Below are 25,143 nucleotides of genomic sequence, written 5' to 3'. Positions count from 1 at the left end.
TGTTTTCAAACCCAGCTCTGTTTTTCAAACAGAATGTCGCTGCGCCAGCAGCATCAGCATGACCAGCGCCTGCCCGTAAGGCACCGCGACATTGGGGATATCACGATAAAACTGCAGGTCGTGGCCCATCGCGGTGCCGTCTGACACCCCTTGCACCACACCCTGTTCATCGATTTGCGCCATCACCGCCGCCAGCCCTTTATCCAGCACCGCCTGCGGGAAGTCTGCCAGCATGCCAAGCTGACGCGCCGTCAGGATCCCGGCGATAAAACCGGCGCTGGCGGAGGTTTCCAGCGGTGAGTCTGGATCGTTGAGCAGCGTGTGCCACAACCCGGACTCGTGCTGACAGAGCGCCAGCGCACGGGTCTGCTGGGTGAGGATCGCCTCCAGCGTGCGGCGCACTGGTGCCGACAAGGGCGAATCCGTCAGCCAGCACATCTCCGGCAGCACCAGCGTGACCCAGGCGTTGCCACGCCCCCAGAATGCCCCGGCGTAATGATGGCGGCCCAAAAACGTCCAGCCGTGGTACCACAACCCGGTGGTGGCATCGGCCAGATAGCGGGCGTGGGTCAACAGTTGGTATTCCGCTTCTTCCAGCAGTTCACGACGTTTGAGCACCCCGGCGCTGACCACCAGAAACAGCCCGGCCATGAATAACGTGTCGTCCCACAGTTGTCCGGTGTTGGGGCGTTCTTTCACCGTATGCTGGAAACCACCGTCTTCGGTTTTCGGCAAGGAATGCAGCAGCCAGTCGGCCCACTCCGCCACCGCTGCCAGCCAGTGCGGTTTGGGGTTATCACGACACAACAATGCCAATACCAGCATCGGTGCCGTGGAGTTGATTTGCCGTGGCGGCAACCCGGCCTGTAATTTTTGCTCATACCACTGCTCAAGCGCCGCCAGCATGGCGCTATCCTGCCGCTGGCGCGCCAGTTTCCAAAAGCCATACAGCCCGACGCCCACCTCCCAGTCCCATTCTTCAAACTGGATGGTCAGCGTCTCGTGGGCAGGTGCGCCATCGGTCACGCTGTTGATAGCCTTCAGGCGACAAAACGCCAGTGCGACCTTGTCCAGCAGCGCATCGATCGGCTGACTGTCAGCGGATCTGTTTATTGATTGTGTTGTCATGTTACCGATCCTCCTCGGTACGCTCAGGCATTACCGACACCGTGTCGGGAAAGATGAAAGGATGATGATTAACCGTAAAACCCTGTGCGGGATGCCAGTGCATCAGGCCGTATTCCGGGTCGTCAAACGCGACGCCGCCGTCATCCGCCCATTGCGCCTGACGGTGGCGGAAACGCGCGATAAACGCCTGAAAATCCGCCGCACCCTGGCCGCTGTCCACCGCGATGTACCAGACGTTGCGTTCCCCCACAGCGCGCAATTCACTATCCGGCTGCCCGCCATCCGGCGTATGGGTCTGTAGCCCCGCCGGGTTATGCAGCGCCGCGTAGCCGTTACCACCACGCACAAAGCACCAGTGCGACTCCACCACTACGTCGTCCAGTGCGGTGCGCGGCAGGTAAAGGTGGGTCCAGCGGCGGAGATCCTGCTGCAAATCGAAGATCATCCAGGCACGATTACGATGCTGCATCACGTGCGGCAGGCGGCCATTCCCTGCCCAGTACGACGGGCGGTGTACCCCATCGGGGCGATCTTCACCGGGATGGTTAACCCACAGCCGGGCGGCGTAATGACGACCCAGACGAATATCCAGCACATGCTGCTGATGCCCCGGCTGGCCAGGGTGGTGATCAAACACGGAAGAAAACGCGACATCCGGCTGTTTCCAGGCAATGACGCGGGCACTGCGGTTCAGCCCCTGCACCCAGCGCGCCTGCGCGCCCTGCGGTGACTGCCACTGGGCGATAGCGTACGTTTCATCGGGCGGTTGATACTGGCTCAGGCACAACAGCGGCAGCGCAGCACAATGCGGAATCAGCCACCCTTCGCCCCAGACCAGCGCACACAACCCAGACAATTCAGTCAACATGCCGGAGCGCAGCTCTTTATCGTAAGCCCGCCCCATGGTGCCAACCGCCACACCGTTTTGGTGTACCCAGGCGGTCATCAGCATAATACGGTCAATCACCGTGCGGGCGCGGGTGCGCAGGCTGTCATCGCTGGCCAGTTCGGCTAACGCCACCAGCCCAATCAGATCAATGGGGTAATACGCCGCGGAGTTCCACTCCACCAGCCCGTGTTCCAGAATGGCGTCAAACCATTTGTCCAGGCGCTGACGGGCGATAGCCTGCTGTTCGCGCCCCCGACGGCCGCTGCACACGAACACCTCATCAGGAAAGTTTTGCCCGGCCAGATATTGCGCGACATGGAAACAGAGACAGTGGTTTTCGCTCCAAAACCACATGGTGTCGTTGCCAGGTTCGTCTATCCAGTAACGAAAGCCCAGAATCGCGCTGCGCACGCGCCGCCAGTCATGGGCCGCCAGTCGCTGCCCCTGATAGCGTTGCCACAGCCAGATAAGTGGCACCAGTTGAAAATCGGCGCAGTCTTCCCGGCGACTGATTTTATGCAGCGCCTGATTGAGCGCAGGCATGATACGGTCTGTCCCTTCGCCGGTGGCAAAGGCGGCCAGCACCCGACCGATGCGCTCGAAACCGTGCAAAGCGATGTGGCGTAACAGGTAATCGCGTCTGGCCACCAGCGTCGACAGTGCGGGCGTGGTGTGCATCGACATCGTTTGCGTCGGCAAACGACCAAAGCTCAGGCTGCGCGTCAGGGTGATGCCGTGGCACACGACACGGCATACCACATCGTAATACCCCACCAGCCCATCCGGCAGTGTCACCTGCCAGCCGGTATTCCCCGCCGCCAGTGTCGACTGCTGCTGCCAGGGGGGCACCGATTCGTTGACGTTGCAGAGCAAATGGTGGTGCAGTTCCACCGTCTCCGTCAGCGGTGTATCAGCACGCAGGGCCAGCACATCGCCGTCGGTCAGGTTATCGACCAGCGACAGACTGTTGAGCCAGCGATCCAACGCCCACATACGCTCGCTACAGGCCGCATCCGGCGCAACCTGCCAGCGCAACGGCCTTTCACCGACATAGCGCAGGCTGAACAGGTAATCGGTATCACGCTCACACAGTTCTTCAGCATGTACCACCAGCGTATTCAGCCCCAGTTGTAAAGGCAGTGTCAGTTCGCATTGCTGCTCGGTATTGCGACTAAACGGCGTGAAACGGCAAATCTGCTCGCCATTGAGCCATACGGTCACGCCACCGCAGGTAGACAGCAGGAAAGGGGCCGCTTGCAGGCTGTCGCTATGCACATAGCAACGGGCGAAGCGTTGCACATGGGCGGGGCACGGCCAGAAGTCGCTGAAATTAACGGACTGGCTGTCATCGCCACCGCTCCACAGCGTGTGAAAACGCAATGATTCCGGCAGGCTAATCGCACGAGGTGCCGTTTCCCGCAGAAAACGCACCCGACAAGGCAATACGCCGACATCGACAAAGCCATTAATAAAACGATAGTTAACATTATCCGGTAACGTATCCGGTTCTGCAGGATAATCATTTTCCTCCAGCTCGGTAATCATAAACCGGTTAATCACACTATTTTTCTTTAACACCCAACCGATATTCATAGCGATTCCTTGTTACCGTACTGAAGGTATAAATGAAATAGCGAAAACGTATTACTCAATAAGAAAAAACTAATAACTCAGAAATACCTGAAGGTATTTATTTGCACTGTTGTGGTTATTTGCACTATTACTGTGCGCCCCTCTGCCATTATTTGGCGCAGTGCTATTTTCTACTGCCATTTTACGACACTTTTTCACTACCCGGCTCAGTATAAGCACGCAATCAATGCAAATTTGCATAATTAGGCAATTTGCACTTAACATCGTATTTTTGCATTATAGAGTAAATTATCGCGTGAACAATATGCGATTCTTATCACAAAAAGACATTGACTCAGCGTACTATCGAAATATATTTAATATGCTTCACAGAAAAGAACATCATTTTTGTTCATGATAAGCCGCTGAATGTCTTATTCATGCAAATTTGCATTCACGTATCAGGGTCGTCGAAATATACCTGGAATCATCGGTCAATAATGCCAATGCACCTGCAACCTGACCCATGACGGGTCAGCTATTTATAATGGGTGGGAGAGAATGATGAATCGCTATCAGCACGCACTGTTATTTTCCTTCATGACGTTGGGTGCCATTGCCAGCAGCCATGCCTTCGCTGAAAAAACACAGATTACTTTTTTATACAGCGATGACGACCCGGAACTGGTCCATTTCATGGAACAGAAGGTGAAGACGTTTTCACAACATAACGATCATATTGACGTGAATTTTGTCAGCACCGGCTATAACGCGCTACAAACCCAGTTGCCGATGCAACTGGCTGCCGGTCTGGGGCCGGATATCGCCAAAACCACCCAGATGGGCCTGCTCTCCTACACCCTCGACCTGCGCCCTTATCTGGCTGACCCGACCGGATTTGAAAAACGCTACGGTGCTGGTATTGAAAAAATCATGCGTATCAAAGGGGTGCACAAAGACAACGCCCTGCCGGGTTTTGTCGCCTCCTGGACGGCCGACTTACCGTTCGTTAACGTGACGCTGTTCCAGCAAGCCGGTGTGCCACTGCCGCAACCGGGTTACACCATGGAACAACTGATGCAGGCCTCAAAACAGGTCGCCGCCAAAACCGGTGTCGCCATTCCTTTTACCATTGACCGCAGTGGCTTTCGTTTCTCCGGCCCGGCGTATTCCTACGGTGCCCGTTACGACAAAGATGGCCTGATTAACTTCCCCGACGCGGCCGCACAGGCGTGGATCAAGGACCTGAAACGATGGTCAGACGAAGGGATTTTCCCGCGTGAAATGTGGGGAGCGGCAGGCGGTGGACAATACAAGAGCATGGCGGACGACTTTGTGAACGGCAACATCGTCACCTATTTCTCCGGCAACTGGCAGTTAAACCAGTTCAGCAAGCAAATCGGCAACGGCTTCGACTGGAAAATGCTCCCTGCCCCCTGCAAGGAAAAGTGCATTTCAATGGGCGGTGCCACCTTTATTATGCCGTTCAAAACCAGCAAGCATCCGAAAGAAGTGGCGGAATTCATGGAGTGGCTGGGTAGCGATGCCATTCAGCGTGAAATCGCCGAGCGCTTTAATATTATCGTCGGTGCCGATATTCCCGATCTGCACTATCAGACCAAGGATCAGCACGTGATCGACGGCTTGAATACTGCACGTGCCGAAATCGCCAAAATCCCGGCGTATGTCTTCGACTGGGAAAAAATGGAGAGTCTGGGCGGCAATGAACTGTACCCGATTATCCTGACCCGCTTTACGCAGTACCTGAACAATCAGGTTTCCTACGACGAGTATCTGCGCCTGACGGAAAACGACGTGAAACGGCTTAACCAAACGATTGCCGCCAACCGGCAGCAACAGAAAGCACAGTAACGGTATGACACATCCACTGGTTCCGTTGCCGCTCAATGGTGACGTCCCGTTTGACTGGCAGACGGAATACACGTTCTGCCAGCAACGGTGGCCGGATGAAGACCGCTTTCTGGTTGTCACCGGCACCTTCACCCGGCTGCTATGCTGGCGGCAGGGTCGGTTGCAACACTATGGCGGCAACCTGTTTCCCGTGGGCGACCCGGCCAGTCAGGCGCGGCTTGGGCTGTGGGGCGTTCAAGCCATGCTGCAAGCCGTCGAGGGCATGACACCGCTCACCCCGCTGGTCAATACCTTGTTTGCCCGTTTCAATCACCAGATTGAGCAGGTCGTCGAGTGGTCAAAGCAGGCCCAGGCCAGTGACTACGCCACGCTGGCGGCCGATATCCTCGCCCACCCTGCTGACCCGCTGGCCGTAACCCTATTACAACGCTGCGCCCACGAGCTGGCGCTACTGTTGCGCTTGCCAGACATCGCAGAACACGCGCCGGAGCAAGTCTGCTTTAGCGGTGCGCTGGCCTCGGCGTGTCTGCCTTACCTGACTCAGGAGGCCCGTTCATGACCGCCACACCTTATACCGGGGAAGCACTTTATGCCGGTGTTGACGGCGGCGGCACCGGTTGTCGGGCGCGCATTTATCGGGCTGACGGCACACCGCTCGGACAGGGTGTGGGTGGTCGCGCCAATCTGTTACTGGGCGTGGAAACGGTACGTCACGCGGTGGATGAGGCGTTGTTGCAGGCGCTGGAGCACAGCGGGCTACCGTCACAGGATCGCGCGCGTTTACACGTTGGCCTGGCGCTGGCCGGTGCCGAACATCGCCGCGCTTATCAGGCATTTCTGGCACTGCCTTCTCCCGATGCCGCACAGGTGCTCAATACTGATGCGCTGGGTGCCTGTCTGGCGGTGAACCGGGGGAACGACGCAGGCGTCGTGATCGCTGGCACCGGCTCTTGCGGTTTGGCCTGGCATCAACGCACCATCACCGCCTACGGCGGCCATGAATTTCCGATTTCCGATCAGGGTAGCGGCGCGCGTCTCGGGCTGGCGGCCCTGCAACACCTGTGGGGTGTCAGACAAGGGTGGGCGACGCCATCGGCGTTAAGTCAGCAACAGGCGCTGCCGTTTGATAACGACGCGGACGCCGCGACCTGGCTGAATCAAGCCAGGCCGGGCGACTACGCCCGTTTTGCCCGGCCGGTGTTTGACTGCGCCCGTCAGGGCGATGTGCTGTCAATCAGCCTGCTGCAACAGACCGCCCGCGAGGTGGAAGGGTTGCTGGCTGCCGTAGCGGCCCATGACCTGCCGCGCCTGTCGCTGATGGGTAGCATCGGGTTGCATATTCGCCCCTGGCTGACAGAAAACTGGCAGCAACGGCTGTCTCCACCTGATGGCGATGCACTGGACGGCGCACGGCTGATTGCGCTGCACGGTTACGCGCTCTATACCTGATGCGTTCGTGATGCCTGATGCCAGTTCGGGCAATATCACAGGTTACACCGGTATATCTCGCGCCTGATGCTGGTTTGCCCAGCGCAGGCACAGCAACGGCAGCGGTAACGTCATCGCCAGCAACAGCCACACCAACGCATACACCGCATCGACCCCGTCGTTTTGCAGGTTGATGTACAGCTTCACCGGAATACCCTGCGGAAAATAAGCGAAAATCATCACGATACCGAATTCGCCCATCGCCCGAACCCAGGCAATCGCAACGGCCGCTGCCAGACCAGAGGCGGCCTGCGGCATGGTCAGGTAGATCAGGCGTTGCCAGGCGTTCGCCCCCAAAATACGCCCGGCCTCGTCCACCGAGGGCGGTATAGTGGCGAAAGCAGAGCGGGCGGCAGTAATGAAATACGGCAAAGCGCCGTATACCTGCGCGACCACGAACGCCGCCGGATTATTGACCAACGCGAGCCCTACGCGAGATAACAGCCCGCCGATAGGGCTGTACGGCCCGTATACCGAGACCAGCAGAATCCCCATCGCCAGCGGCGGTGTTAGCAGCGGGATCATCACCAACAGTTCCACCAGCCAGCGACGGCGAGAACGGCTCGCACGTGCCAGCCAGAGCGCCACCGGTAGCCCCAGCACGATAACCAACGCTATCGCCAGCAAACCGAGGCCAACGGAAACGGCGATAGCATCGCCATCGCCCCATGCCAGTTGAAAATGATGCCAGGGAGTAATGCCGAGCAGCGTGACAAACGGTACCGCCAACAGCAGCAGAGCCGGTATCGCCAGCCAGAGTGTCATCGTCGGCTATTTCGCGGCGTAAAGCGCCGTCCCTTTCGGTACGTCATAGCCGTTCTGGTGAAATAGCGCCTGCCCCTGCGGGCTTAACATGAAGTTGACGAATTGTCGGGCCTGCGTGGCATCAGGTGCGTTTTTCAGCACCGCAGCGTAAAACACCAGTGGCTGAGTGTGCAGTACCTGATCCTTGCCGGCACTGTCCTTGATAGTGAAACTCACAGTGTCGTACCACTGTGTCGACATCGCCGGGTTACTGAGGTTGATTTCATCAGGCAGTGTCACGTATGGCAGTTTGGCGGAACGCACCGCGCTTTCATAACCGGAGGTGGCGTCGATCTGGCCGGACTCCAGCCGGGTCAGCAATCCCCCTTCCATAAACACCTGCGCCGGATTCTGTACCTCACCGAGCGCTTTTTTCGCCGCCCCAGGCTGGTGGTAATACTTCTCGGCCAGCAGCATGGTGAATACGATATTCTGCCCCTGCGGGTCGTTATACGGGTCGGTTCGGCCGAATTTCAGCGATTTGTCCTGCAACACCGCCAGCCAGTCGCCGTTTTGGGCCTTATCCGAGGTGGCCAGTCTGGCAGCGAACGGGCTTTTCGGGTTATAGGCAATCACCATGCGGGTACTGGCAACCGGTATCGCCTCGTCAATCAGCCCGGCGTCTTTCAGGATCTGCATCGGCCCCGGCGTAATAGACACGAACACATCCGCCACCACCTTCTTACTGGCCAGCAGACGCGCCATACCATATGCGCCTTGCCCCTGCCCTTGATAGGTCAGATGCTGTTGTTGGGCAAACGTCGGCCCTAACGCCTTGTCCATTACCACACCCATCGACCCGGCGTAGGTTAGCTGAATTTTATCCTGCGCCTGTACCGCCTGGCCTGCCAATAATGTCGCCACCAGCACGGCGACGCACGGGTACGCTATTCGCTTGCTCACACTCACTCCATTCGCTATATAAAAAAATGCACAACGAGAATCCTCCTGAATGTGGCAAAGTGAAAAAATAAAATGCGACAAAATATGTAATCCCGCAACGTTACTCACCCGCCTTGTCGTGACAGGCCAAAAAAGGGTGAGCAGCAACATATCTCCCCTCAAACGCTAACCTGACGCCCTCTGCCAGCCTGCTCGCCTCATCCCCCGGCGCCACAGAGGCCCTGACACATTTTCTTACCTCTCATCGACTGGCATAAAATCGTTATGTTATATTATAACGATTCTGATGGAGGATACTGTGACCAGTCTTTACGCTTTTTCCGCTGTGGCCCGGCTGGGTATCGCCGGTGTGTTGCTGGTGCTGTTATGGGGTTTGATTTCCTGGGCGGTGGCACTGGCATGATCGCATTACATTCACTGATATTTGGTTATTCGGGCCAGCCTCCACTGGGTACGCTGGATGGATGCTTTGACAGCGGTTCGCTGACCGCCATTATCGGCGCGAACGGCGCAGGCAAATCCACCTTGCTTAAAACGCTGGCCGGTCTGTTGCCGCCACTGGGCGGCCATTTCTGTATGGCACCGCAGGCACGACGCCAGTTAGGTTACCTGCCCCAACTGACCGAATTTGATCGCCAGTTTCCGCTGAGCGTTAACGACCTGGTGTTGATGGGGTGCGTCCCGCACTGCGGGATGTTCGGTCGTATTTCCGGTGCATGGCGAAAAAAAGCCACCGAAGCGCTGGATACCGTCGGCATGGCGGAATTCGCACCGGCGCACATCGGCACACTTTCCGGCGGCCAGTTACAGCGCGTACTGTTTGCCCGCCTGCTGGTGATGCAGTCGCCAGTTATTCTGCTCGATGAACCCTTTACCGGTATCGATGCTCAGACTACCCGCACCCTGCTGGCCGTTATCCGGCAGTTGCATCAGGAAGGGCGTACCATTCTGGCGGTGCTGCATGACCTGGAACAGGTGGAAGCCCACTTTCCCCGCGTACTGATGCTCAGTGCAGAAGGCCCTCGTTGGGGTGAGAGTCCCGATGTATTGCATACCCCCACGGCCGTAGCCACACCGCCGCAACTGAGGCTGGTGCCATGACGTTACTGCATCTGTTGACCGAGCCATTTGGTGATTTCGGTTTTATGCGTCGGGCGCTGGTGGGTTGTCTGGCGCTGACCCTGAGCGCCGCACCGCTCGGCTGTTTCTTACTGCTGCGCCGGATGAGCCTGATCGGTGATGCGCTGTCCCACGCGGTGTTACCGGGGGTGGCAATCGGCTACCTGATATCGGGCATGTCGCTGGTCGCGATGGGGGTCGGTGGTTTCATCGCCGGGCTGGCGGTGGCCATGTTGTCTGGCGTGGTTAGCCGCCATACCGAACTGAAAGAAGACGCCAGTTTCGCCGGGTTTTACCTCGGATCGCTGGCGCTGGGTGTCACGCTGGTATCGCTGCGCGGCTCCAGTGTCGACCTGTTGCACGTGCTGTTCGGTTCTATTCTGGCTATCGACGCCAGCGCACTGATCACCATCGGCACCATCAGTTCCTGTTCGGTGCTGGTACTGGCGTTGATCTACCGGGCGCTGGTGATCGAGTCGTTTGACGTCACCTTTCTGAAAATTCTGTCGCGCCGCTCGCGGGCATTGATCCACGGCCTGTTTTTGTCGCTGGTGGTGCTCAATCTGGTGGCGGGCTTCCAGTTACTCGGCACGCTGATGGCCGTCGGCATGATGATGCTACCGGCCGCCTGCGCCCGTTTCTGGAGTCAACGTCTGCCCATCATGCTGCTAACAGCAGTGGGTATCGGTGCCTGCGCCAGTCTGGTGGGGCTGACCTGGTCTTATTACGCGGATTTGCCCGCAGGCCCGGCGGTCATTCTCACCACCACGCTATTTTTCTGCTTTTCGGTACTGTTTGGCTCTAATGGCGGCATGTTACGCACACGTCGCTGACACATCATGGTTTTGCATGGCAACGAGATGAAGGGGAAAAGATGAAACGTTCCATTTTGGTTATGACACTGTCCAGCCTGTTACTGAGTCCACTGGCAATGGCAAAAGAGTTGAATGTGGTGGCAAGTTTCTCGGTGCTGGGCGATATGGTCAGCCAGATTGGCGGCCAATACGTTCACGTCACCGATCTGGTGCAACCGAATGGTGACCCGCATGAATTCGAACCGTCGCCGAAAGACAGCAAAACCCTGTCACAGGCGGACGTCGTCTTTGTCAGCGGGCTGGGGCTGGAAGGCTGGCTGGACCGTCTGGTGAAAGCCTCGGGCTACAAAGGTGAAGTGATTACCGCCTCTAATGGCATCAAAACACTGAAAATGGAAGAAGATGGGAAAACCATCACCGACCCGCACGCCTGGAACAGCATGAAAAACGGCATCGTCTATGCCCATAACATTGTCAGTGCCCTGGTCAAAGCAGACCCGGAGCACGCCGACGATTATCGTAAACAGGGCGACAGCTACATCCAGCAGTTGCAGCAACTGGATAATTACGCCACCCAGACGTTTGCCGCCATCCCGAAAGAGAAACGTAAAGTGCTGACCAGCCATGATGCGTTTGGCTATTTCGCTGCCGCCTACGGGGTGCGTTTCCTGTCGCCGGTGGGCTACTCCACCGAGTCGGAAGCCAGCAGTAAAACCGTGGCTAAACTGATCAATCAGATCAAGAAAGAACACGTGAAACTGTACTTTATCGAGAACCAGACCGACCCACGTCTGGTGAAACAAATCGCCGATGCCAGCGGCGCACAGCCGGGTGGCGAGCTTTACCCGGAAGCGCTGACCGATAGCAACGGCCCCGCCGCCACCTACACGGCAGCGTTCAAACACAATGTCGATACCATCGCGGCTGGCATGAAGTAAGCGAGTAAGTAAGGAAGTCGTTATCAGGTTGCCCGGTCTCGCCGGGCAACCCGTAACCCGCCTCTTATCACGGCACCACGTTCCAGCGCCTCACTCACTATCTGCTTGTTATCCAATCTACTTATCCAATCTGATTATCGTCCGATAGCCCCTCATACCGGTTTCGATTATGCTGATAGCGCGATAACGCTCCGGTTCATCGTGCGAAGGCATAGCACACTTGCTCCCGCCGTCATCTGACAGACAGCATCGATCAACTCAGGTCACAGAAGGAATACTATGTTGAAGTTCGGCGTATTTTGCGGTTCCGCTCCCGGTAACAACGCGATTTATCAGCAACAGACGCAATCCCTCATCCGCTATCTGGTCAGCCAAAACGCTGGCATTGTCTACGGTGGTGGCAAAGTAGGCCTGATGGGACTGGTGGCGGATACAGCACTGGCCTGTGGTGGTCAGGTAACCGGGGTTATCCCTAAGCATCTAGTGAACAAGGAGCTGGCGCACCCGACGCTCACTGAACTGGTTATCACCGAAGACATGCATGAGCGCAAAGCGAAAATGGCTGAACTGGCGGATGTTTTCATCGCGTTGCCGGGCGGTGCCGGTACGCTGGAAGAGATCATCGAACAGTGGACCTGGGCGCAGTTGGGCCTGCATCACAAAGCCTGCATCCTGTTCAACGTTAACGGCTACTATGACGGCTTTATCGACTTTGTCGCCCGCACCGTGCGCGATGGCTTCATGAAGCAGGCTTACCTCGACATGCTGATCGTCTCAGACAGCCCCGAAGCGGTGTGGGATAAAGCGCTGTCTTATCAGCCGCCCAAAGCCAAATGGGATCAATAAGCGGCACATAGGCTGAATAGGCTGAGATGCCTCAGCCTATGCCCGTCATACCCGGTTAGCCAAAACGCGCCAGTTCTTTGTCGAAATCCAACGGCTGAATGCCTCGTGCGTTACGATCCGCAGGCGTCAGTTGATCCGCAGGAATAAACCAGGTGACCTCAAACAGCAGGCCATCCGGATCGTGGCCGTATACGCTTTTATGTACGCCGTGGTCTTCCTCCAGCCCCAGCCGACCGTCCTGCGCCAGCCGGTCACGAATCCGCTTTAGTTCATGCAACGTATCCACCTCCCAGGCCAAATGGTACAAGCCCGCTGGTGGCTCATGTTCGCCGGGTTGCTCGCCGCGAGCGCGAAACACGCCAGCCCGCTGCTGACCGAGATTTTTGGCGAACAGTGCCAGGTCATGATCGTTATCCGACTCCGCCGCCTGGGTAAATACGGCCTGACTGCCGCCCGGCTTGGGGCGAAACCCTAACGTATCACGGTAGAATGCGGTGCTTTTCTCCACGTCGGACACATACAGCACCGCGTGATTCAGGCGGGTAATCCCCATCGTCATCTCCTTAGTTGCCTGCAGGTATAAACACGTATCCTGACACACGATGACGACGGGACATATGCCGATTTCCGGCAACCAAAGTCGCCGGGCGCATGAGCCGAAAAGCATCGAAACGCGAAGGCATACGCAAGAAAAAAGCGTAAAGAAAAAGGTATGAAGAAAAAAGAGCTACAGGAAAGCCGCTGCTCAGCGGCTTTCTACACTCACCAGTTGCAGCATAAAGGGTTGACCTCGTAACTGACGCTCCACGTCTGGCGACAGGCCGCTGTCCGTGATGATATCGGTCAGTTCATTCAACGCAGATACGCAAAACAGCGAGTAAGCACCGTATTTGCTGCTGTCGGCCAGCAACACCCGACGGCTGGCGTTCATGCCCAGATCCTGTTTGATGCCCGCTTTTTCTTCCGTGGGGGTGGTAATGCCTTTCTCCAGGCTCCACGAGTTACAGCTGATAAAGGCAATATCCGGATAGACGCTGCGCAACAAACGGCGACCGTGCTCGCCGATGCAGGACTGGCTGCTATCGTCGATACGTCCACCGATAATCGTCACTTCTATCTGCTTGAACTCAGAGAGAAACAGCGCTATCTGCAAATCGGCGGTGATCACCCGCAGCGGCAGATGCGTCAGGTTACGTGCCAGTTCCAGCATGGTGGTACCGGCATCTAACACCACCGCATTTCCCGGTTGCACCAATGTCGCCGCCCGCCGGGCGATGGCCTGCTTTTCCGCCAGGCTGCGCTGCAGCTTTTCATTGGTGGTCGGCTGAGAAGGGATAAAACGGTTGAGCGTCACCCCGCCGTGACTACGGCTGATGACGCCCTGCTCGTCGAGCTTGATCAAATCGCGGCGAATGGTCGCCGGGGACGCATCAATGACCGTCACAAGTTCATCCACCGTCACCAGATTATGGCTTTTCAGATAATCCAGAATCTGATCAAGACGGCTTTGTCCTCTCACTCGTTCTCCATTTACGCGTAACGTATCAGTCAATGTTGTACCCCACGACATCTTCAACAAGCTCCATATCCGCGATTATATCAGGCCAGTTGCATCGCCAGTTTGATGGAGATCGCCATGCTGTCAGACTTCGCTTTACCTGTCCAGGCGATATCAAACGCGGTACCGTGGTCCGCCGAAGTGCGGATAAACGGTAACCCGGCGGTGATATTCACACCATCATAAAAGCCCAGCAGCTTAAGTGGAATATGCCCCTGATCGTGGTACATCGCCACCACCATGTCGTATTGCCCCTCGTATGCCTGCAGGTACACCGTATCCGGCGGGCACGGGCCGTACGCGTCGATACCTTTGGCTTTCATCGCCTCGATGGATGGACCGACAATAGTCATCTCTTCATCACCAAACAAGCCGTTTTCACCGGCATGCGGGTTCACCCCGGCAACCGCAATGCGCGGTGCCTGATAGCCCACACGTTTGAGGAAGGTATCCGCCATCGCAATCACGGTTTCGACCCGATCACGGTTAAGCGTATCCAGGAATTTACGCAAGGCAATATGGGTCGTGACATGAATCACTTTCAGTTTGTCGGTATACAGCACCATCGCGTAGTCACGGCTGTGGGTCAGCTTCGCCAGCAACTCGGTGTGCCCCGGATAGAGGTGACCGGCGGAGTGCAGCGCCTCTTTGTTGAGCGGCGCGGTAGCAATCGCATGGACCTCACCCGCCATCGCCAGCTCGGTGGCGCGTTTCACACAACGGTACGCCAGATCGCCCGCCTGCGCCTGCACCACCCCTTGCTTGAGGCCCTGCGGGTCGTCCAGCGGCTCATTGATCACGTTGATAACGCCGGGAGCGAAACGTGCGTCGGCAGGCCGTTCAATTTCGTTGAGCTCGACCTGCGGCACAACGCCTAACGCCAGAATACGGCGCAGCGTCTGTACGCAGCCCACCACCACCGCCGGTGCGCCGGACAGCTCGCCTTCGGCCAACGACTTGATGATGATTTCCGGGCCAATGCCCGCCGGGTCACCCATAGTTACCGCAATAATTTTACTCACACACGCTCTCCTCAATAAAACGCAATACATTCAGCAGGGTGGCCTCATCGCCAAACCCGCCCGCTTTCGTCATGACGGGAATATCGCCTACCAGACTATCGAGCAAACGTCCCCAGGGGACGCAGGAAGCAATCTGTCCTTTGATATGAAATCCGCTGGCCTGTAACGCAGTCGCGGCCGCAATGGCGATATCCCCGCCGGATAAATAGAGCCCGCCCGGTCGCTGACGCTGCACGATACGCCGCGTCAGTTCACCCAGCTGGCGACTGATGGTCTCCCCCAGTTGCTGACGGCTCATGCCGTAGCGCTGGCACAGACTGTCCACCTCAAAACGCTGATTATCATCACGGCAGGTGCGCAGCACACAGTGCTGCCCGGTGGCTAACACGGCCGCCGCCTGCTGACTGATTTGCACCAGTAGACCGTCATCCGCCGTCAGTAACCCGGCGATATCGACATCGATTAACCGTACGTCGGGGCGTTGACCGGCGGCATTAATCTGCAATTGAGCAATTTCACTCATTGAACCAATCACCGCCAGCAACGACCGGCACGGTGCCGGAAACGACAGATGCTGCGCCAGCGCCTCACTCAGCCCGGCAGACCCGACTAGCAGCGGTTTTTCGGCTAATTGGGCGGCAGCCGCAACAATATGGTCGAGATCCTGTTGACTCTCGGCATCCAGCACCACCAGCCGCACACCGCTATGACTGAGCTGTTGCAGTCGAGCCGACAGATTGCCGCTACGCACGTCGTCCAGCGGCAACGCCGCCTGAGTCAGTTGGGTTTGCTCCGCCAGCCGTTTACCGATAGATGCTGAACGTACCGGTGTTTTCGGGTCGCTGGCGAATTCGGTATCCGTCAGCAACACGCCATGCACCCATACCTGCCCATCACGGGTAACGCGCCCCAGCGTTGGAGCAGCAGGCGCAATCAATGCCAGCGACAGATCCGCCGCATTCAGTGCCGCTTCTATTTCTGCGCCGGGGTTACCACGCAGGGTCGAATCCACCTTTTTAACGATCCAACCGCGCGCGCCGGTTTTACGCCACAACGCCACCGCCCGTGCGGTACGCTCCGCCGCCACGGAAGCCGTGACAGCACGGCTGTCGGTGTTCACCACCAACGCATCATCCGTCTGTCCGGTATGGATAGCCGTGACGTCAAACATCACATTCACCCGTGCCCCCTGCAGCGCCAGACCGACGCCCGCATCGTTCGCACCCGTGAAGTCATCTGCCACCACCATGATTGGGGTGAGTTCACGCCCGTCCGGCATACCCATTCTCCATCAGTCCGATTACCTGAAAATGATTATATTGAATCATGATTGATTATATGTGAGCAACATCAAATTATTCAAAACCAATTTCACCTATAAATTACCCCACACAATGCGAGCAAAACGATTTTTTTCCATCACAGCACAGAAATGTGATTGAAAAAAATCAGACCTATCCAGCTGAAGTCACAGCAAAAAGACAAGGTACCAGTATGAATATCAACAGCACCCTCATCAGCGGTTATCAGGCACTCCAGGATCTGGGCTACCTCCTGCGCGGCAGGCAGCACGTACTGTTGGTGACGGACAGGAACATCGTGGGACTGGCTGGGGTTCAGGCGCTGATCGCACAACTGAAAGACAGTGTGCCGCACCTTTCCCTGATTGATAACGTGCCAGCCGAACCCAGCCAGCACGATGTGGCTGCGGTATTGCAACAGTTGCCCACCACCCAACCTGATCTGGTGATTGGCGTCGGGGGCGGTAGTGTACTGGATGTCGCCAAATTGCTGTCGCTGCTGTGCGCCGGTGAAGAAGGCATCACGCTTGATAGCCTGCTGGAAGGTCGCAAACCGACGCGGCGCACCACCTCGTTGCTGATCCCAACGACAGCGGGCACCGGTTCTGAAGCCACGCCAAACGCCATTCTGGCTATTCCGGAAAAAGAAACCAAAGTCGGGATTATCACCCCGGTGATGCTGCCGGATTATGTGGCACTGATACCTGAACTGACCACCAGCATGCCAGCGCACATCGCTGCCTCAACTGGCATTGATGCGCTCTGTCACCTGATCGAATGCTTTACCGCCACCATCGCCAACCCGGTGGCCGACAACTATGCCTTAATCGGCATGAAGAAACTGTTCGCCAACATCGAAACCGCGGTGAACGAACCTTCTAATCTGGAAGCGCGCCTGAACATGCTGTGGGCTTCCTATTACGGCGGCGCATCTATCGCCCACTCCGGTACCCATCTGGTCCACGCCATGTCTTACCCGTTGGGCGGCAAGTACCACATTCCTCATGGGGTAGCGAACGCCATTCTGCTGGCACCGTGCATGCGCTTCGTTCAGCACGCCGCGGCGGAAAAATTCGCGCAGGCCTATGACCTGCTGCCGGATGCCGACCTGTCACTTTCCACTGAACAGAAAGCCGCCGCACTGGTGGATTACTTCACCGCGCTGGTGAAACGGCTGAATCTGCCGTCGTCGCTGCAACAGTTGGGCATTAGCCCGGATCACCTGCCGTATCTGGTGGAATCCGCCTTGCAGGTACAGCGACTGATGAAAAATGTCCCGACTACCGTGACGGCGCAGGATGTCCACGCCATTTATTCAACGCTGTTTTAACGACCACCCTAACATGTTGTTTTTAAATAAATTTATAAGTGAATGCTTCAACCGTATCCGTTTTAACAACATCTGTTTTAACAACGTCGCTCTGGATAATGAAAAAGACCGAGGAACAATAACGATGACTAAAGCGATTACAGGCGTACTGACGGCGATCGTCACGCCTTTTGACCATCAGGGGGAATTCAGCCCCACCGCCATGCGCCAGCAGGTTCAACGCCAGATGCGTTATGGCAACGGCATTTTCTGTAACGGCACCAACGGTGAATTCTTCGTGCTGCACACCGACGAGAAAGTGGCCGTCACCGAAACCTGCGTGGACGAAGCCGCCGGAAAAGTGCCGGTCGTGGCACACATCGGTGAAATCTCTACCCGTGAAACCATCAAGCTCGGCAAACGCATCGCCGCGCTGGGCGTGGATGCCGTTTCCGTCATCACGCCGTATTTCGTGCCGCTCAAACAAAGTGAACTGATAGACCACTACCGCGCGGTGGCAGACGCACTGCCGGTACCGGTGTTCATGTACAACATTCCGGCCCGTACCGGCAATACGCTGCAACCGGAAACAGTGCGGGTGCTGGCCGAGCACCCGAACATTATTGGCATCAAGGACAGCGCTGGTAGTTACGAAAGCCTGAGCGGTTTCCTGCAAGCCGTGAAAGATATGCCGAACTGCGACGTGCTCAATGGCCCGGATTCGCTGATTCATCAGGGGTTTGTTGACGGTTGTTCCGCCTGTATTTCCGGCCTGGCCAACGTCGCGCCACAGGCTATCAGCGAAATCTGGCACCGCTTCCATGCTGGTGATATTGACGGTTCCCGTCAGGCGCAGGAACAGGTGAGTGAACTGCGTAAAACGCTGTACGCGGTAGCCTTCTCTCCTGCTGTGGTGAAAAAGGCGCTGGTACTGATGGGGCAGGACGTGGGCGTCAGCCGCTACCCGATTGCGTTCTCAGCACAAGACGAAGAGACCATTCGCACCATTATTAAACCGTTCTCACAGTGAATGAGAACCTACCCTTACTCCTACAGGATCGAAAACCATGAACCATTTTGATCTGATAGACACACTTATCATCGTCGGGATAATTGTCGTCTACATCGCGCTGACCTCCTTGTTGACCCTGCGCCTGCGCAGTAACTCCAACTCGGAGTTCATGGAAGGTTCACGCGCACTGCCAGCCTTTATCGTCGGTATCCTGCTGATGACCGAATTTATCGGTGCCAAATCAACCGTCGGTACGTCACAGGCCGCCTTTGAGAGTGGTATCGCGGCCTCCTGGTCAGTGATTGGCGCAGCTATCGGTTTCCTGCTGTTTGGCATGATTCTGGTGAAGAAGATCTATAACACCGGGAAAATCACCATTTCCGGGGCTATTGCCGAGCGTTATGGCAACACCACCAAGAACATCATCTCCATCATCATGATCTACGCGCTGTTGCTGGTTAACGTGGGTAACTACGTCAGCGGCGCTGCGGCCATCTCCACCGTGCTGAAAGTCAGTCTGCCAGTGGCGGCTCTCATTACCGCTATCGTCAGTACCTTCTATTTCTACTTCGGCGGCATCAAAGGCGTAGCCTACGTCACACTGATCCACAGCGGTCTGAAATACGTTGGGGTGATGATCATTTTGTACGTGGCGCTGAAAATGACCGGCGGCATCACGCCGATGGTCGAGAAGATGCCGGAATTCTACTGGACCTGGGACGGCAGTATCGGTGCCAGCACTATCGGCGCATGGCTTATCGGTACCATCGGCTCCATTTTCTGTACCCAGTTTGTGATTCAGGCTATCGCCTCCACCAAAGATGAGAAATCTGCCAAACGGGCAACCTGGATTGCGTTCCTGTTCTGTATGCCGATCGCCATTGCGATTGCCATCATCGGTGTCGCCGCCAAATTCGTACACCCGGAAATAAAGAGCCTGTACGCGTTGCCCATCTTCCTGCAGGACATGAATCCATGGCTGGCAGGTCTTGTCACCACCTCGCTGGTCGCTTCCATCTTTATCAGCGTGAGTACGGTTGCACTGGCGATTGCCTCGCTGATCGTGAAAGATTTCTACGTGCCGTACTGCAAACCCACGCCGGAAAAAGAATTCAAGATGACCCGCGTATTCTCGCTGATCATCGGCTTCCTGCCGCTGGTGTTCGTGCTGCTGGTGCCTGAAGTGCTGAAACTGTCGTTCTTTACCCGTGCCATTCGTCTGTCGATTTCCGTGGTGGCGATGGTCGCCTTCTACCTGCCGTTCTTTAGCAGTGCGCGTGGCGTCAACGCCGGTCTGATTCTGTCCTGTGTCGTCACCTCCGTCTGGTACATCATGGGTAACCCGTTCGGCATCGACAACATGTACATTGCACTGGCAACACCGGCCGTGGTGATGGCGCTTGACCGCCTGATCCCCAACAAAGCCGCCAAAGCCGGACAGAAAGCTGAACCATCCGTACCTCATTCTGGAGCCTAAGTAGTCATGACGACCGAAACGACCGAAACCATTACCATCGAACGCGACGGCCTGGTCCGCCCGGCTGACGCTGACAACCAACGTCTTGACGCGTACATTCCGTCAGAATGCCCGCAGAACCATGCGTCTAACCTGCTGCATCTGCCCAATGGCGATGTGCTGTGCGTCTGGTTCGGCGGCACCCAGGAAGGGGTGTCGGACATCTCGATTTATCTGTCGCGGCTGGTGAACGGGAGTGGGCAATGGACGCCTGCTGTCAAACTCTCCGACGACCCGACCAGTTCAGAACAGAACCCGGTGCTGTTTCTGGCACCGGACGGCGTACTGTGGTTACTGTACACCGCGCAGAAATCTGGCAATCAGGATACCGCCATCGTGCGTTACCGCCAGTCACAGGATCAGGGCTACACCTGGGGTGAAATTGGCGTACTGCTGGAACAACCCGGCACCTTTATCCGCCAGCCGATTACCGTGCTGCCCAACGGCGACTGGCTGCTGCCGGTGTTCTACTGCCGCGTCCAGCCGGGTGAGAAATGGGTCGGCAACGATGACATCAGCGCGGTGAAGATTTCAAGCGATCGCGGGCAAACCTGGCGTGAGTCGGTGGTGCCAAACAGCACGGGCTGCGTACACATGAACATCACCCTGCTCAAAGACGGCACTCTGCTGGCGCTGTTCCGCAGCCGCTGGGCCGATTTCATCTACCGCAGTCACTCGACCGACGGTGGAGAAACCTGGTCTGAGCCAGAGGCGACTCGTCTTCCGAACAACAACTCGTCGATTCAGGTGACCACGCTGGATAACGGCCATCTGGCACTGGTGTTCAACGCCATGAATGCCGACGGCGCGACCGAACGCCGCCTGTCGTTGTATGACGAAATCGAAGACGAAGAAGAGAGCGATGCCAAAATGCCGGAAATCGCCACCGGACGCAGCGCCTTTTGGGGCGCGCCACGTGCACCGATGACGCTGGCAATTTCTGAAGACGGTGGGAAAACCTGGCCGTGGCAGCGCAATCTGGAAGTGGGTGACGGTTACTGCATGACCAACAACTCAACCGAGAAGCGTAACCGCGAGTTCTCCTACCCCAGCATCAAACAGGGGCCGGACGGCAAACTGCACATCGCGTTTACCTACTTCCGTCAGGCGATTAAATATGTCTGCGTCAGCGAAGAGTGGGTCAAAGGTTAACCCGGTCTCCCCTCCCTCTTGCAGGGAGGGGCTTTCGCCGTTTCCCGTCTATTTGCTCACGACTTGCTAAGGAACCACTTATGATCGCAGGTAATCTGAATCATCTGTCACTGGCCACCTTGCCCGAACCGCTGTGGCGCATTCTTTCCGGCTTCACGCTTGCTCAGCTAAACGCGCTGCCGGAAGGGAAATACCAGCCGGATAACGTGGACTGGTTCTATTCTATCGGCACGGTATCCACCGCACCGAAAGCCGAACGTCATACCGAATTCCACCGCCGTTTTCTCGATATCCAGCTGATTCTGGCAGGGGAAGAGATCATCGGCTACGACCTGAACGACGCCAGTGATCGCGCCGCTACCGAACGCAAACCGGACCTGTTTATTCTGGAACAGTCGCAGGTACCGCACGCCATTCGACTGGCCGCCGGGGATTTCGTCACCTTCTATCCGGGTGAACCCCATCAGGCGCTGTGCGCCATCAACGACCAGCCAGCCCCGGTGAAAAAAGCGGTGTTTAAGATACCGGTTGAACAACTGAACACTCAGGGGTAACGCGTATGTCAGCACAGAAACAGGCGGTGATCACCGGCAGCAGCTCCGGCATCGGTGCCGCCATTACCGCCACTCTGCTGGCGGCAGGCTGGAAGGTCATCGGGCTGTCACGTCAACCGGGCGCGCATCAGCACCCCAATTTCAGGCATTGTCCGCTGGATATCACTGATACACCTGCGCTCTGTGCCTTGCTGGACAGCCTGCCCGCCGTCGGCGCAGTGATCCACGCCGCCGGGGTGATGAAAGCGGCGACACTGGGCACCTTGTCCTACGCCGATAGCGAGCAGTTGTGGAAGCTGCATATTCAGGTGGCGGAAGTGTTAGCCGACAGGCTGGTGAACAAACTGCCGCAAGGCGGGCGCATCATCCTGCTGGGTAGCCGGACCTCCAGTGGTGCTGCCGGACGTAGCCAGTACGTCGCCACCAAATCGGCGATGATTGGTATGGTGCGAAGCTGGGCGGCAGAACTGGCCCCACGCGGTATCACGGTGAATATTGTGGCACCGGGAGCGACCGAAACACCGATGCTCAACCAGCCGGGAAGACAAAGTTCACCGCCGAAACTGCCGCCCATTGGCCGGTTTATTCAACCGCAGGAAGTGGCCGATCTGGTCGCGTACCTGTTGTCCCCTTCCGCCGCCGCCATCACCGGACAACAACTGGTTATATGCGGCGGAGCCTCGTTGTAGTTGTGCGGCTAATGCCCCATGGTAACCCGGCCACAAGCGCTATGCCGTGTGGCCGTAGCGCACGCATATTCCTTCATTAATTCATTCAAACACTCAGCGGCTGGCAACGCTCAACGCCAGTCGCGGAGTGCTGCTGACCATCATCGAACCGGCGTTCATCGATCCTGTAGTCATCGAACCTGTAGTCATCGAGCCTGTGGTCATCGAGCCTGTGGTCATCGTATCAGCAATCGTAAAGCGACTAACGGACTGCTTCAATTCCTGCGAATGCGTTTCCAGGTAGGTGGTATCCGTTGCGGTTTGTTCGACCATCGCGGCATTCTGTTGCGTTGTGCGCTCCATCTCAGCCAGTGACTGGGCGATTTCCTGTGTCGCGATGGACTGCTCCGCCGAGGTATCCGCAATCTTCCTGATAAACTCGCTCGACAAATCAACCGCCTGATTAATTTTCTGCATCACTTCAGACGCCTGACTGATTTCACTGTAGCCCTCGCCGATTTTCTCGGATGACGCATCGATAAGGTGTTTTATCTGATGCGCCGATGCCGTCGTTTTCTGCGACAGGGTGCGAATTTCAGCCGCCACCACCGAGAAACCGCGCCCTACTTCCCCCGCGCGCGCCGCTTCTACCGCCGCATTAATCGCCAGAATATTGGTCTGGAAGGCGATATCCTCGATCACTTTGGTGATAGACGAAATGCTGTCCGAATGCCGCTTGATGTTCTCCATCGTATCCACGATTTTACTCACCAGTTGATTACCCTGATGCGTTTCGCTGGCCGCATTTTCAGATAACTGACTGGCCTGTCTGGCGCTGGCGGCATTGTCTTTCACCGACTCGGACACCTGCCCCATCGCTGCCGAAGTTTGCTGCAACGCCGACACCTGCATATCGGTACGCTGCGACAGTGCCACGCTGCTTTTGCTGATATTTTCGCTGGCAACCGTCACCCCTTCGGCGTGCGTTGACACATTAGCGACAATATTAATTAATGACTGGCGCATGGTTTCAATCGCTGCCATGACACTGTGTTGCTGCTTATCAGTAATGATGGTTTTCTCGGTTAAATTACCGGAGGCGATCGCACGGGTCATCGTCAGTAATACAGCCGGTTCGGCACCCAGTGCCTGAAAAATTCGGCGGCGGGTTGCAAACATCGCCAATGTACCCAGTAATATGGCGACGATTAAAACAATCGGCATTGCCACGCTAAAATACCTTGCAGTTTCTCTTGCGGTATGCGTCAACTGATTATTCTGTTCAGCCTCATAATTAATAAACGCATTCACATCCGCCAGCCACTGTACAAATGCCCCACGTCCCTCACTCAACAAGAGAGTACGGGCTGCATCACCCTTGCCTTCATTTTGCAATGCAATTAATCGGGCGATGATTGCGCTGGTTTTATTATTCGAATTTTGTATATTTTGGTATAACGTTTTTTCCTGACCGGATATCGACAGCTGGCTCATCATCGCGTCGAGCTTCACATCTGACTGTTGATAAACCTCTGCCAGTTTGTTGATATTATTGATAATCACAGAAAGCTCTTGCTTGTCCGCAATTAATAAATCCCGAACAGCAATTGAGCGGTCGTGAACGCTGCCACGCAAGTTCACTGCATAGAATTGCTTAACACTGTTTTCATCATTCACTTCGGTTAATATATTGCTGATGTGGCGAATGGTTATCAAACCCGAAATACCTAATACCACACTGACTAATATAGGAATAATAAAACCAACTACAATTTGTCGTTTTACCGTCATGGTATTTTTCATGTATCCCCCGATGCCAACTTAACTATATACCTTTCATACTTCAGGTTGCAGGCGTATTGGCTGCAACTCGAATTATTTGGGGTATAGAATCTATGCCAATAAATATTATCAACGCAGCGCATTTCATCATTTCAACCCAGGTAGCGTAAACGAAACCCACACACCAAGTTGTGCGGATGCCGAATGCTGCCCAACGCCAAAATGGCAAATAAAATAGCCTGTCTGGATAAGTTTTTACTGTCTGTTTTAGTGACTGCCGTATTTGTATTTCATACTAAGTCAAACTGGCATCATAATCGATAGGGAAAAGCATAGACTAACGCTATTAATACAATTGGAGACAATTGCTATATATCCGTCATATTTTCAGGTTGCGAGAGATACCGCCGCTTGCCCTCGGATGCGTTTGGTATGGCGCACAATACGCCATCCGTTATCCGTTGTCGCGGCATCATGTTGTCTGCATCATCCCTTATCTACATCATCTTTTATCAACGAACGCCCGGTATTTTTCCAGCAGCTCCAGAAAGTCCTCCAGACCGCAGAGTGACAGGCTTTCTTCGTCGTAATAACTCATGCCCTCTTCCAGCTCGTCGGTTTCAAACGCCAGTTGGTTAGCGCGCACCATCACCTCTTCACTGTCCAGCAGCAGCGTGTATTCATGACCAGCACGTTCCCACTGGCGTTCGCTGCCGGAAAGTTCACGCACCGCCGCCTCCACTTCATCCAACACGGCCTGCTGACCTTTCACCTCTTCATTTAGCCAGTGCCCGACTGCTTCATGGCCCATCGACATCCGGACCACCACCTGCCCGGTGACATCACGCAAAAACTCATAATCCATGATCGTTCTCCTCTGCCTGATTCGCTATCG

At 56.1% G+C, this 25,143-nt stretch carries 23 protein-coding genes; 13 read left to right on the top strand and 10 right to left on the bottom strand.

The window, feature by feature from the left end; all coding sequences use genetic code 11:
* Nucleotides 1-24: 24 nt before the first annotated feature.
* Entirely contained in the window at nt 25-1,128 is a 1,104-nt protein-coding gene (bglB, locus tag FGI04_RS01165) for a beta-galactosidase BglB (protein WP_168366439.1), read from the bottom strand.
* A gap of 1 nt (nt 1,129) precedes the next feature.
* Nucleotides 1,130-3,610, bottom strand: coding sequence for a hypothetical protein (locus FGI04_RS01160; RefSeq protein ID WP_407337282.1), 2,481 nt, complete (start codon nt 3,608-3,610; stop codon nt 1,130-1,132).
* Between the two features lie 543 nt (nt 3,611-4,153).
* Between FGI04_RS01160 and FGI04_RS01155 the strand changes: the two genes are divergently transcribed.
* Genes FGI04_RS01155 through FGI04_RS01145 form a run of 3 tightly spaced genes read left to right on the top strand, consistent with a single transcriptional unit; the run spans nt 4,154 to nt 6,910 of the window.
* Nucleotides 4,154-5,461: an ABC transporter substrate-binding protein gene (locus FGI04_RS01155; protein ID WP_407337373.1), complete on the top strand. Its 1,308-nt coding sequence runs from the start codon at nt 4,154-4,156 to the stop codon at nt 5,459-5,461.
* A gap of 4 nt (nt 5,462-5,465) precedes the next feature.
* Nucleotides 5,466-6,020 carry a glucosamine kinase gene (locus tag FGI04_RS01150; protein WP_407337280.1) on the top strand — a complete coding sequence of 185 codons (555 nt, stop codon included), beginning with the start codon at nt 5,466-5,468 and terminating at the stop codon, nt 6,018-6,020.
* On the top strand, nt 6,017-6,910 hold the full coding sequence (locus tag FGI04_RS01145) for a glucosamine kinase nucleotide-binding domain-containing protein (protein ID WP_407321820.1): 894 nt from the start codon (nt 6,017-6,019) through the stop codon (nt 6,908-6,910). Before FGI04_RS01150 ends, FGI04_RS01145 begins: the two co-directional genes overlap by 4 nt.
* A 42-nt stretch (nt 6,911-6,952) precedes the next feature.
* On the opposite strand, the gene FGI04_RS01140 is transcribed toward FGI04_RS01145, so the two are convergent.
* Together FGI04_RS01140 and FGI04_RS01135 are read right to left on the bottom strand one after the other, a co-directional pair.
* Complete coding sequence (locus tag FGI04_RS01140; protein WP_407337278.1) at nt 6,953-7,714, bottom strand: molybdate ABC transporter permease subunit; 762 nt, start codon at nt 7,712-7,714, stop codon at nt 6,953-6,955.
* Between the two features lie 6 nt (nt 7,715-7,720).
* Complete coding sequence (locus FGI04_RS01135; protein WP_342698651.1) at nt 7,721-8,656, bottom strand: extracellular solute-binding protein; 936 nt, start codon at nt 8,654-8,656, stop codon at nt 7,721-7,723.
* A gap of 399 nt (nt 8,657-9,055) precedes the next feature.
* On the opposite strand from FGI04_RS01135, the gene FGI04_RS01130 reads away from it, so the two are divergent.
* The 4 genes from FGI04_RS01130 to FGI04_RS01115 all read left to right on the top strand — a co-directional run bounded on the left by FGI04_RS01130 (nt 9,056) and on the right by FGI04_RS01115 (nt 12,374).
* Nucleotides 9,056-9,757: a metal ABC transporter ATP-binding protein gene (locus FGI04_RS01130; protein ID WP_407337276.1), complete on the top strand. Its 702-nt coding sequence runs from the start codon at nt 9,056-9,058 to the stop codon at nt 9,755-9,757.
* Nucleotides 9,754-10,608 carry a metal ABC transporter permease gene (locus FGI04_RS01125; RefSeq protein WP_016940557.1) on the top strand — a complete coding sequence of 285 codons (855 nt, stop codon included), beginning with the start codon at nt 9,754-9,756 and terminating at the stop codon, nt 10,606-10,608. Before FGI04_RS01130 ends, FGI04_RS01125 begins: the two co-directional genes overlap by 4 nt.
* A 41-nt stretch (nt 10,609-10,649) precedes the next feature.
* Nucleotides 10,650-11,528 (top strand): metal ABC transporter substrate-binding protein, encoded by an 879-nt coding sequence (locus FGI04_RS01120; RefSeq protein WP_038905622.1) that lies wholly within the window; start codon nt 10,650-10,652, stop codon nt 11,526-11,528.
* A gap of 279 nt (nt 11,529-11,807) precedes the next feature.
* The gene (locus tag FGI04_RS01115; RefSeq protein WP_016940559.1) at nt 11,808-12,374 is read left to right on the top strand and encodes an LOG family protein; all 567 of its coding nucleotides are present in this window, start codon (nt 11,808-11,810) and stop codon (nt 12,372-12,374) included.
* A gap of 55 nt (nt 12,375-12,429) precedes the next feature.
* On the opposite strand, the gene FGI04_RS01110 is transcribed toward FGI04_RS01115, so the two are convergent.
* The 4 genes from FGI04_RS01110 to dtnK all read right to left on the bottom strand — a co-directional run bounded on the left by FGI04_RS01110 (nt 12,430) and on the right by dtnK (nt 16,233).
* The gene (locus FGI04_RS01110) at nt 12,430-12,927 is read right to left on the bottom strand and encodes a VOC family protein (protein WP_248589043.1); all 498 of its coding nucleotides are present in this window, start codon (nt 12,925-12,927) and stop codon (nt 12,430-12,432) included.
* A gap of 192 nt (nt 12,928-13,119) precedes the next feature.
* Entirely contained in the window at nt 13,120-13,944 is an 825-nt protein-coding gene (locus FGI04_RS01105; RefSeq protein ID WP_407321822.1) for a DeoR/GlpR family DNA-binding transcription regulator, read from the bottom strand.
* Nucleotides 13,945-13,973: 29 nt separating this feature from the next.
* The gene (locus FGI04_RS01100) at nt 13,974-14,954 is read right to left on the bottom strand and encodes a D-threonate 4-phosphate dehydrogenase (protein ID WP_407337273.1); all 981 of its coding nucleotides are present in this window, start codon (nt 14,952-14,954) and stop codon (nt 13,974-13,976) included.
* Nucleotides 14,947-16,233 (bottom strand): D-threonate kinase, encoded by a 1,287-nt coding sequence (gene dtnK, locus FGI04_RS01095; protein ID WP_407321824.1) that lies wholly within the window; start codon nt 16,231-16,233, stop codon nt 14,947-14,949. Before dtnK ends, FGI04_RS01100 begins: the two co-directional genes overlap by 8 nt.
* A 215-nt stretch (nt 16,234-16,448) precedes the next feature.
* Here dtnK and FGI04_RS01090 point away from each other — a divergent pair, with 215 nt between their 5' ends.
* From FGI04_RS01090 to FGI04_RS01065, 6 genes are all read left to right on the top strand, one after another.
* Complete coding sequence (locus FGI04_RS01090; RefSeq protein WP_407274044.1) at nt 16,449-17,585, top strand: iron-containing alcohol dehydrogenase; 1,137 nt, start codon at nt 16,449-16,451, stop codon at nt 17,583-17,585.
* Between the two features lie 124 nt (nt 17,586-17,709).
* Entirely contained in the window at nt 17,710-18,594 is an 885-nt protein-coding gene (locus FGI04_RS01085) for a dihydrodipicolinate synthase family protein (protein WP_016940564.1), read from the top strand.
* A 37-nt stretch (nt 18,595-18,631) separates the two neighbouring features.
* Nucleotides 18,632-20,053, top strand: a complete 1,422-nt coding sequence (locus FGI04_RS01080; RefSeq protein ID WP_407337272.1) for a sodium:solute symporter family protein — start codon at nt 18,632-18,634, stop codon at nt 20,051-20,053.
* Between the two features lie 6 nt (nt 20,054-20,059).
* Nucleotides 20,060-21,244, top strand: coding sequence for a sialidase family protein (locus tag FGI04_RS01075; RefSeq protein WP_407337271.1), 1,185 nt, complete (start codon nt 20,060-20,062; stop codon nt 21,242-21,244).
* 80 nt (nt 21,245-21,324) lie between these two features.
* On the top strand, nt 21,325-21,798 hold the full coding sequence (locus FGI04_RS01070) for a NanQ anomerase/TabA/YiaL family protein (protein ID WP_012886131.1): 474 nt from the start codon (nt 21,325-21,327) through the stop codon (nt 21,796-21,798).
* Nucleotides 21,799-21,803: 5 nt separating this feature from the next.
* Nucleotides 21,804-22,487: an SDR family NAD(P)-dependent oxidoreductase gene (locus FGI04_RS01065; RefSeq protein WP_407337270.1), complete on the top strand. Its 684-nt coding sequence runs from the start codon at nt 21,804-21,806 to the stop codon at nt 22,485-22,487.
* A gap of 93 nt (nt 22,488-22,580) precedes the next feature.
* Here the strand turns inward: FGI04_RS01065 and FGI04_RS01060 are convergent, their stop codons facing one another.
* Both FGI04_RS01060 and yacL read right to left on the bottom strand, forming a co-directional pair.
* Complete coding sequence (locus tag FGI04_RS01060) at nt 22,581-24,269, bottom strand: methyl-accepting chemotaxis protein (RefSeq protein WP_407340007.1); 1,689 nt, start codon at nt 24,267-24,269, stop codon at nt 22,581-22,583.
* Nucleotides 24,270-24,750: 481 nt separating this feature from the next.
* Entirely contained in the window at nt 24,751-25,113 is a 363-nt protein-coding gene (gene yacL / locus FGI04_RS01055; RefSeq protein ID WP_016940571.1) for a protein YacL, read from the bottom strand.
* Nucleotides 25,114-25,143 lie beyond the last annotated feature (30 nt).

Source organism: Dickeya ananatis (genome assembly GCF_019464615.1).
GTDB lineage: Bacteria > Pseudomonadota > Gammaproteobacteria > Enterobacterales > Enterobacteriaceae > Dickeya > Dickeya oryzae.
This window is presented reverse-complemented; position numbering and strand designations above follow the sequence as displayed.

Coding starts and splice junctions, on each gene's coding strand:
- FGI04_RS01160 (WP_407337282.1), bottom strand. CDS start 3,610: ATGAATATCGGTTGGGTGTTAAAGAAAAATAGTGTGATTAACCGGTTT.
- FGI04_RS01075 (WP_407337271.1), top strand. CDS start 20,060: ATGACGACCGAAACGACCGAAACCATTACCATCGAACGCGACGGCCTG.
- FGI04_RS01090 (WP_407274044.1), top strand. CDS start 16,449: ATGAATATCAACAGCACCCTCATCAGCGGTTATCAGGCACTCCAGGAT.
- FGI04_RS01140 (WP_407337278.1), bottom strand. CDS start 7,714: ATGACACTCTGGCTGGCGATACCGGCTCTGCTGCTGTTGGCGGTACCG.
- FGI04_RS01110 (WP_248589043.1), bottom strand. CDS start 12,927: ATGGGGATTACCCGCCTGAATCACGCGGTGCTGTATGTGTCCGACGTG.
- FGI04_RS01120 (WP_038905622.1), top strand. CDS start 10,650: ATGAAACGTTCCATTTTGGTTATGACACTGTCCAGCCTGTTACTGAGT.
- FGI04_RS01130 (WP_407337276.1), top strand. CDS start 9,056: ATGATCGCATTACATTCACTGATATTTGGTTATTCGGGCCAGCCTCCA.
- FGI04_RS01145 (WP_407321820.1), top strand. CDS start 6,017: ATGACCGCCACACCTTATACCGGGGAAGCACTTTATGCCGGTGTTGAC.
- FGI04_RS01150 (WP_407337280.1), top strand. CDS start 5,466: ATGACACATCCACTGGTTCCGTTGCCGCTCAATGGTGACGTCCCGTTT.
- FGI04_RS01060 (WP_407340007.1), bottom strand. CDS start 24,269: ATGAAAAATACCATGACGGTAAAACGACAAATTGTAGTTGGTTTTATT.
- FGI04_RS01085 (WP_016940564.1), top strand. CDS start 17,710: ATGACTAAAGCGATTACAGGCGTACTGACGGCGATCGTCACGCCTTTT.
- yacL (WP_016940571.1), bottom strand. CDS start 25,113: ATGGATTATGAGTTTTTGCGTGATGTCACCGGGCAGGTGGTGGTCCGG.
- FGI04_RS01070 (WP_012886131.1), top strand. CDS start 21,325: ATGATCGCAGGTAATCTGAATCATCTGTCACTGGCCACCTTGCCCGAA.
- FGI04_RS01065 (WP_407337270.1), top strand. CDS start 21,804: ATGTCAGCACAGAAACAGGCGGTGATCACCGGCAGCAGCTCCGGCATC.
- FGI04_RS01080 (WP_407337272.1), top strand. CDS start 18,632: ATGAACCATTTTGATCTGATAGACACACTTATCATCGTCGGGATAATT.
- bglB (WP_168366439.1), bottom strand. CDS start 1,128: ATGACAACACAATCAATAAACAGATCCGCTGACAGTCAGCCGATCGAT.
- FGI04_RS01155 (WP_407337373.1), top strand. CDS start 4,154: ATGAATCGCTATCAGCACGCACTGTTATTTTCCTTCATGACGTTGGGT.
- FGI04_RS01105 (WP_407321822.1), bottom strand. CDS start 13,944: ATGTCGTGGGGTACAACATTGACTGATACGTTACGCGTAAATGGAGAA.
- FGI04_RS01115 (WP_016940559.1), top strand. CDS start 11,808: ATGTTGAAGTTCGGCGTATTTTGCGGTTCCGCTCCCGGTAACAACGCG.
- FGI04_RS01125 (WP_016940557.1), top strand. CDS start 9,754: ATGACGTTACTGCATCTGTTGACCGAGCCATTTGGTGATTTCGGTTTT.
- dtnK (WP_407321824.1), bottom strand. CDS start 16,233: ATGCCGGACGGGCGTGAACTCACCCCAATCATGGTGGTGGCAGATGAC.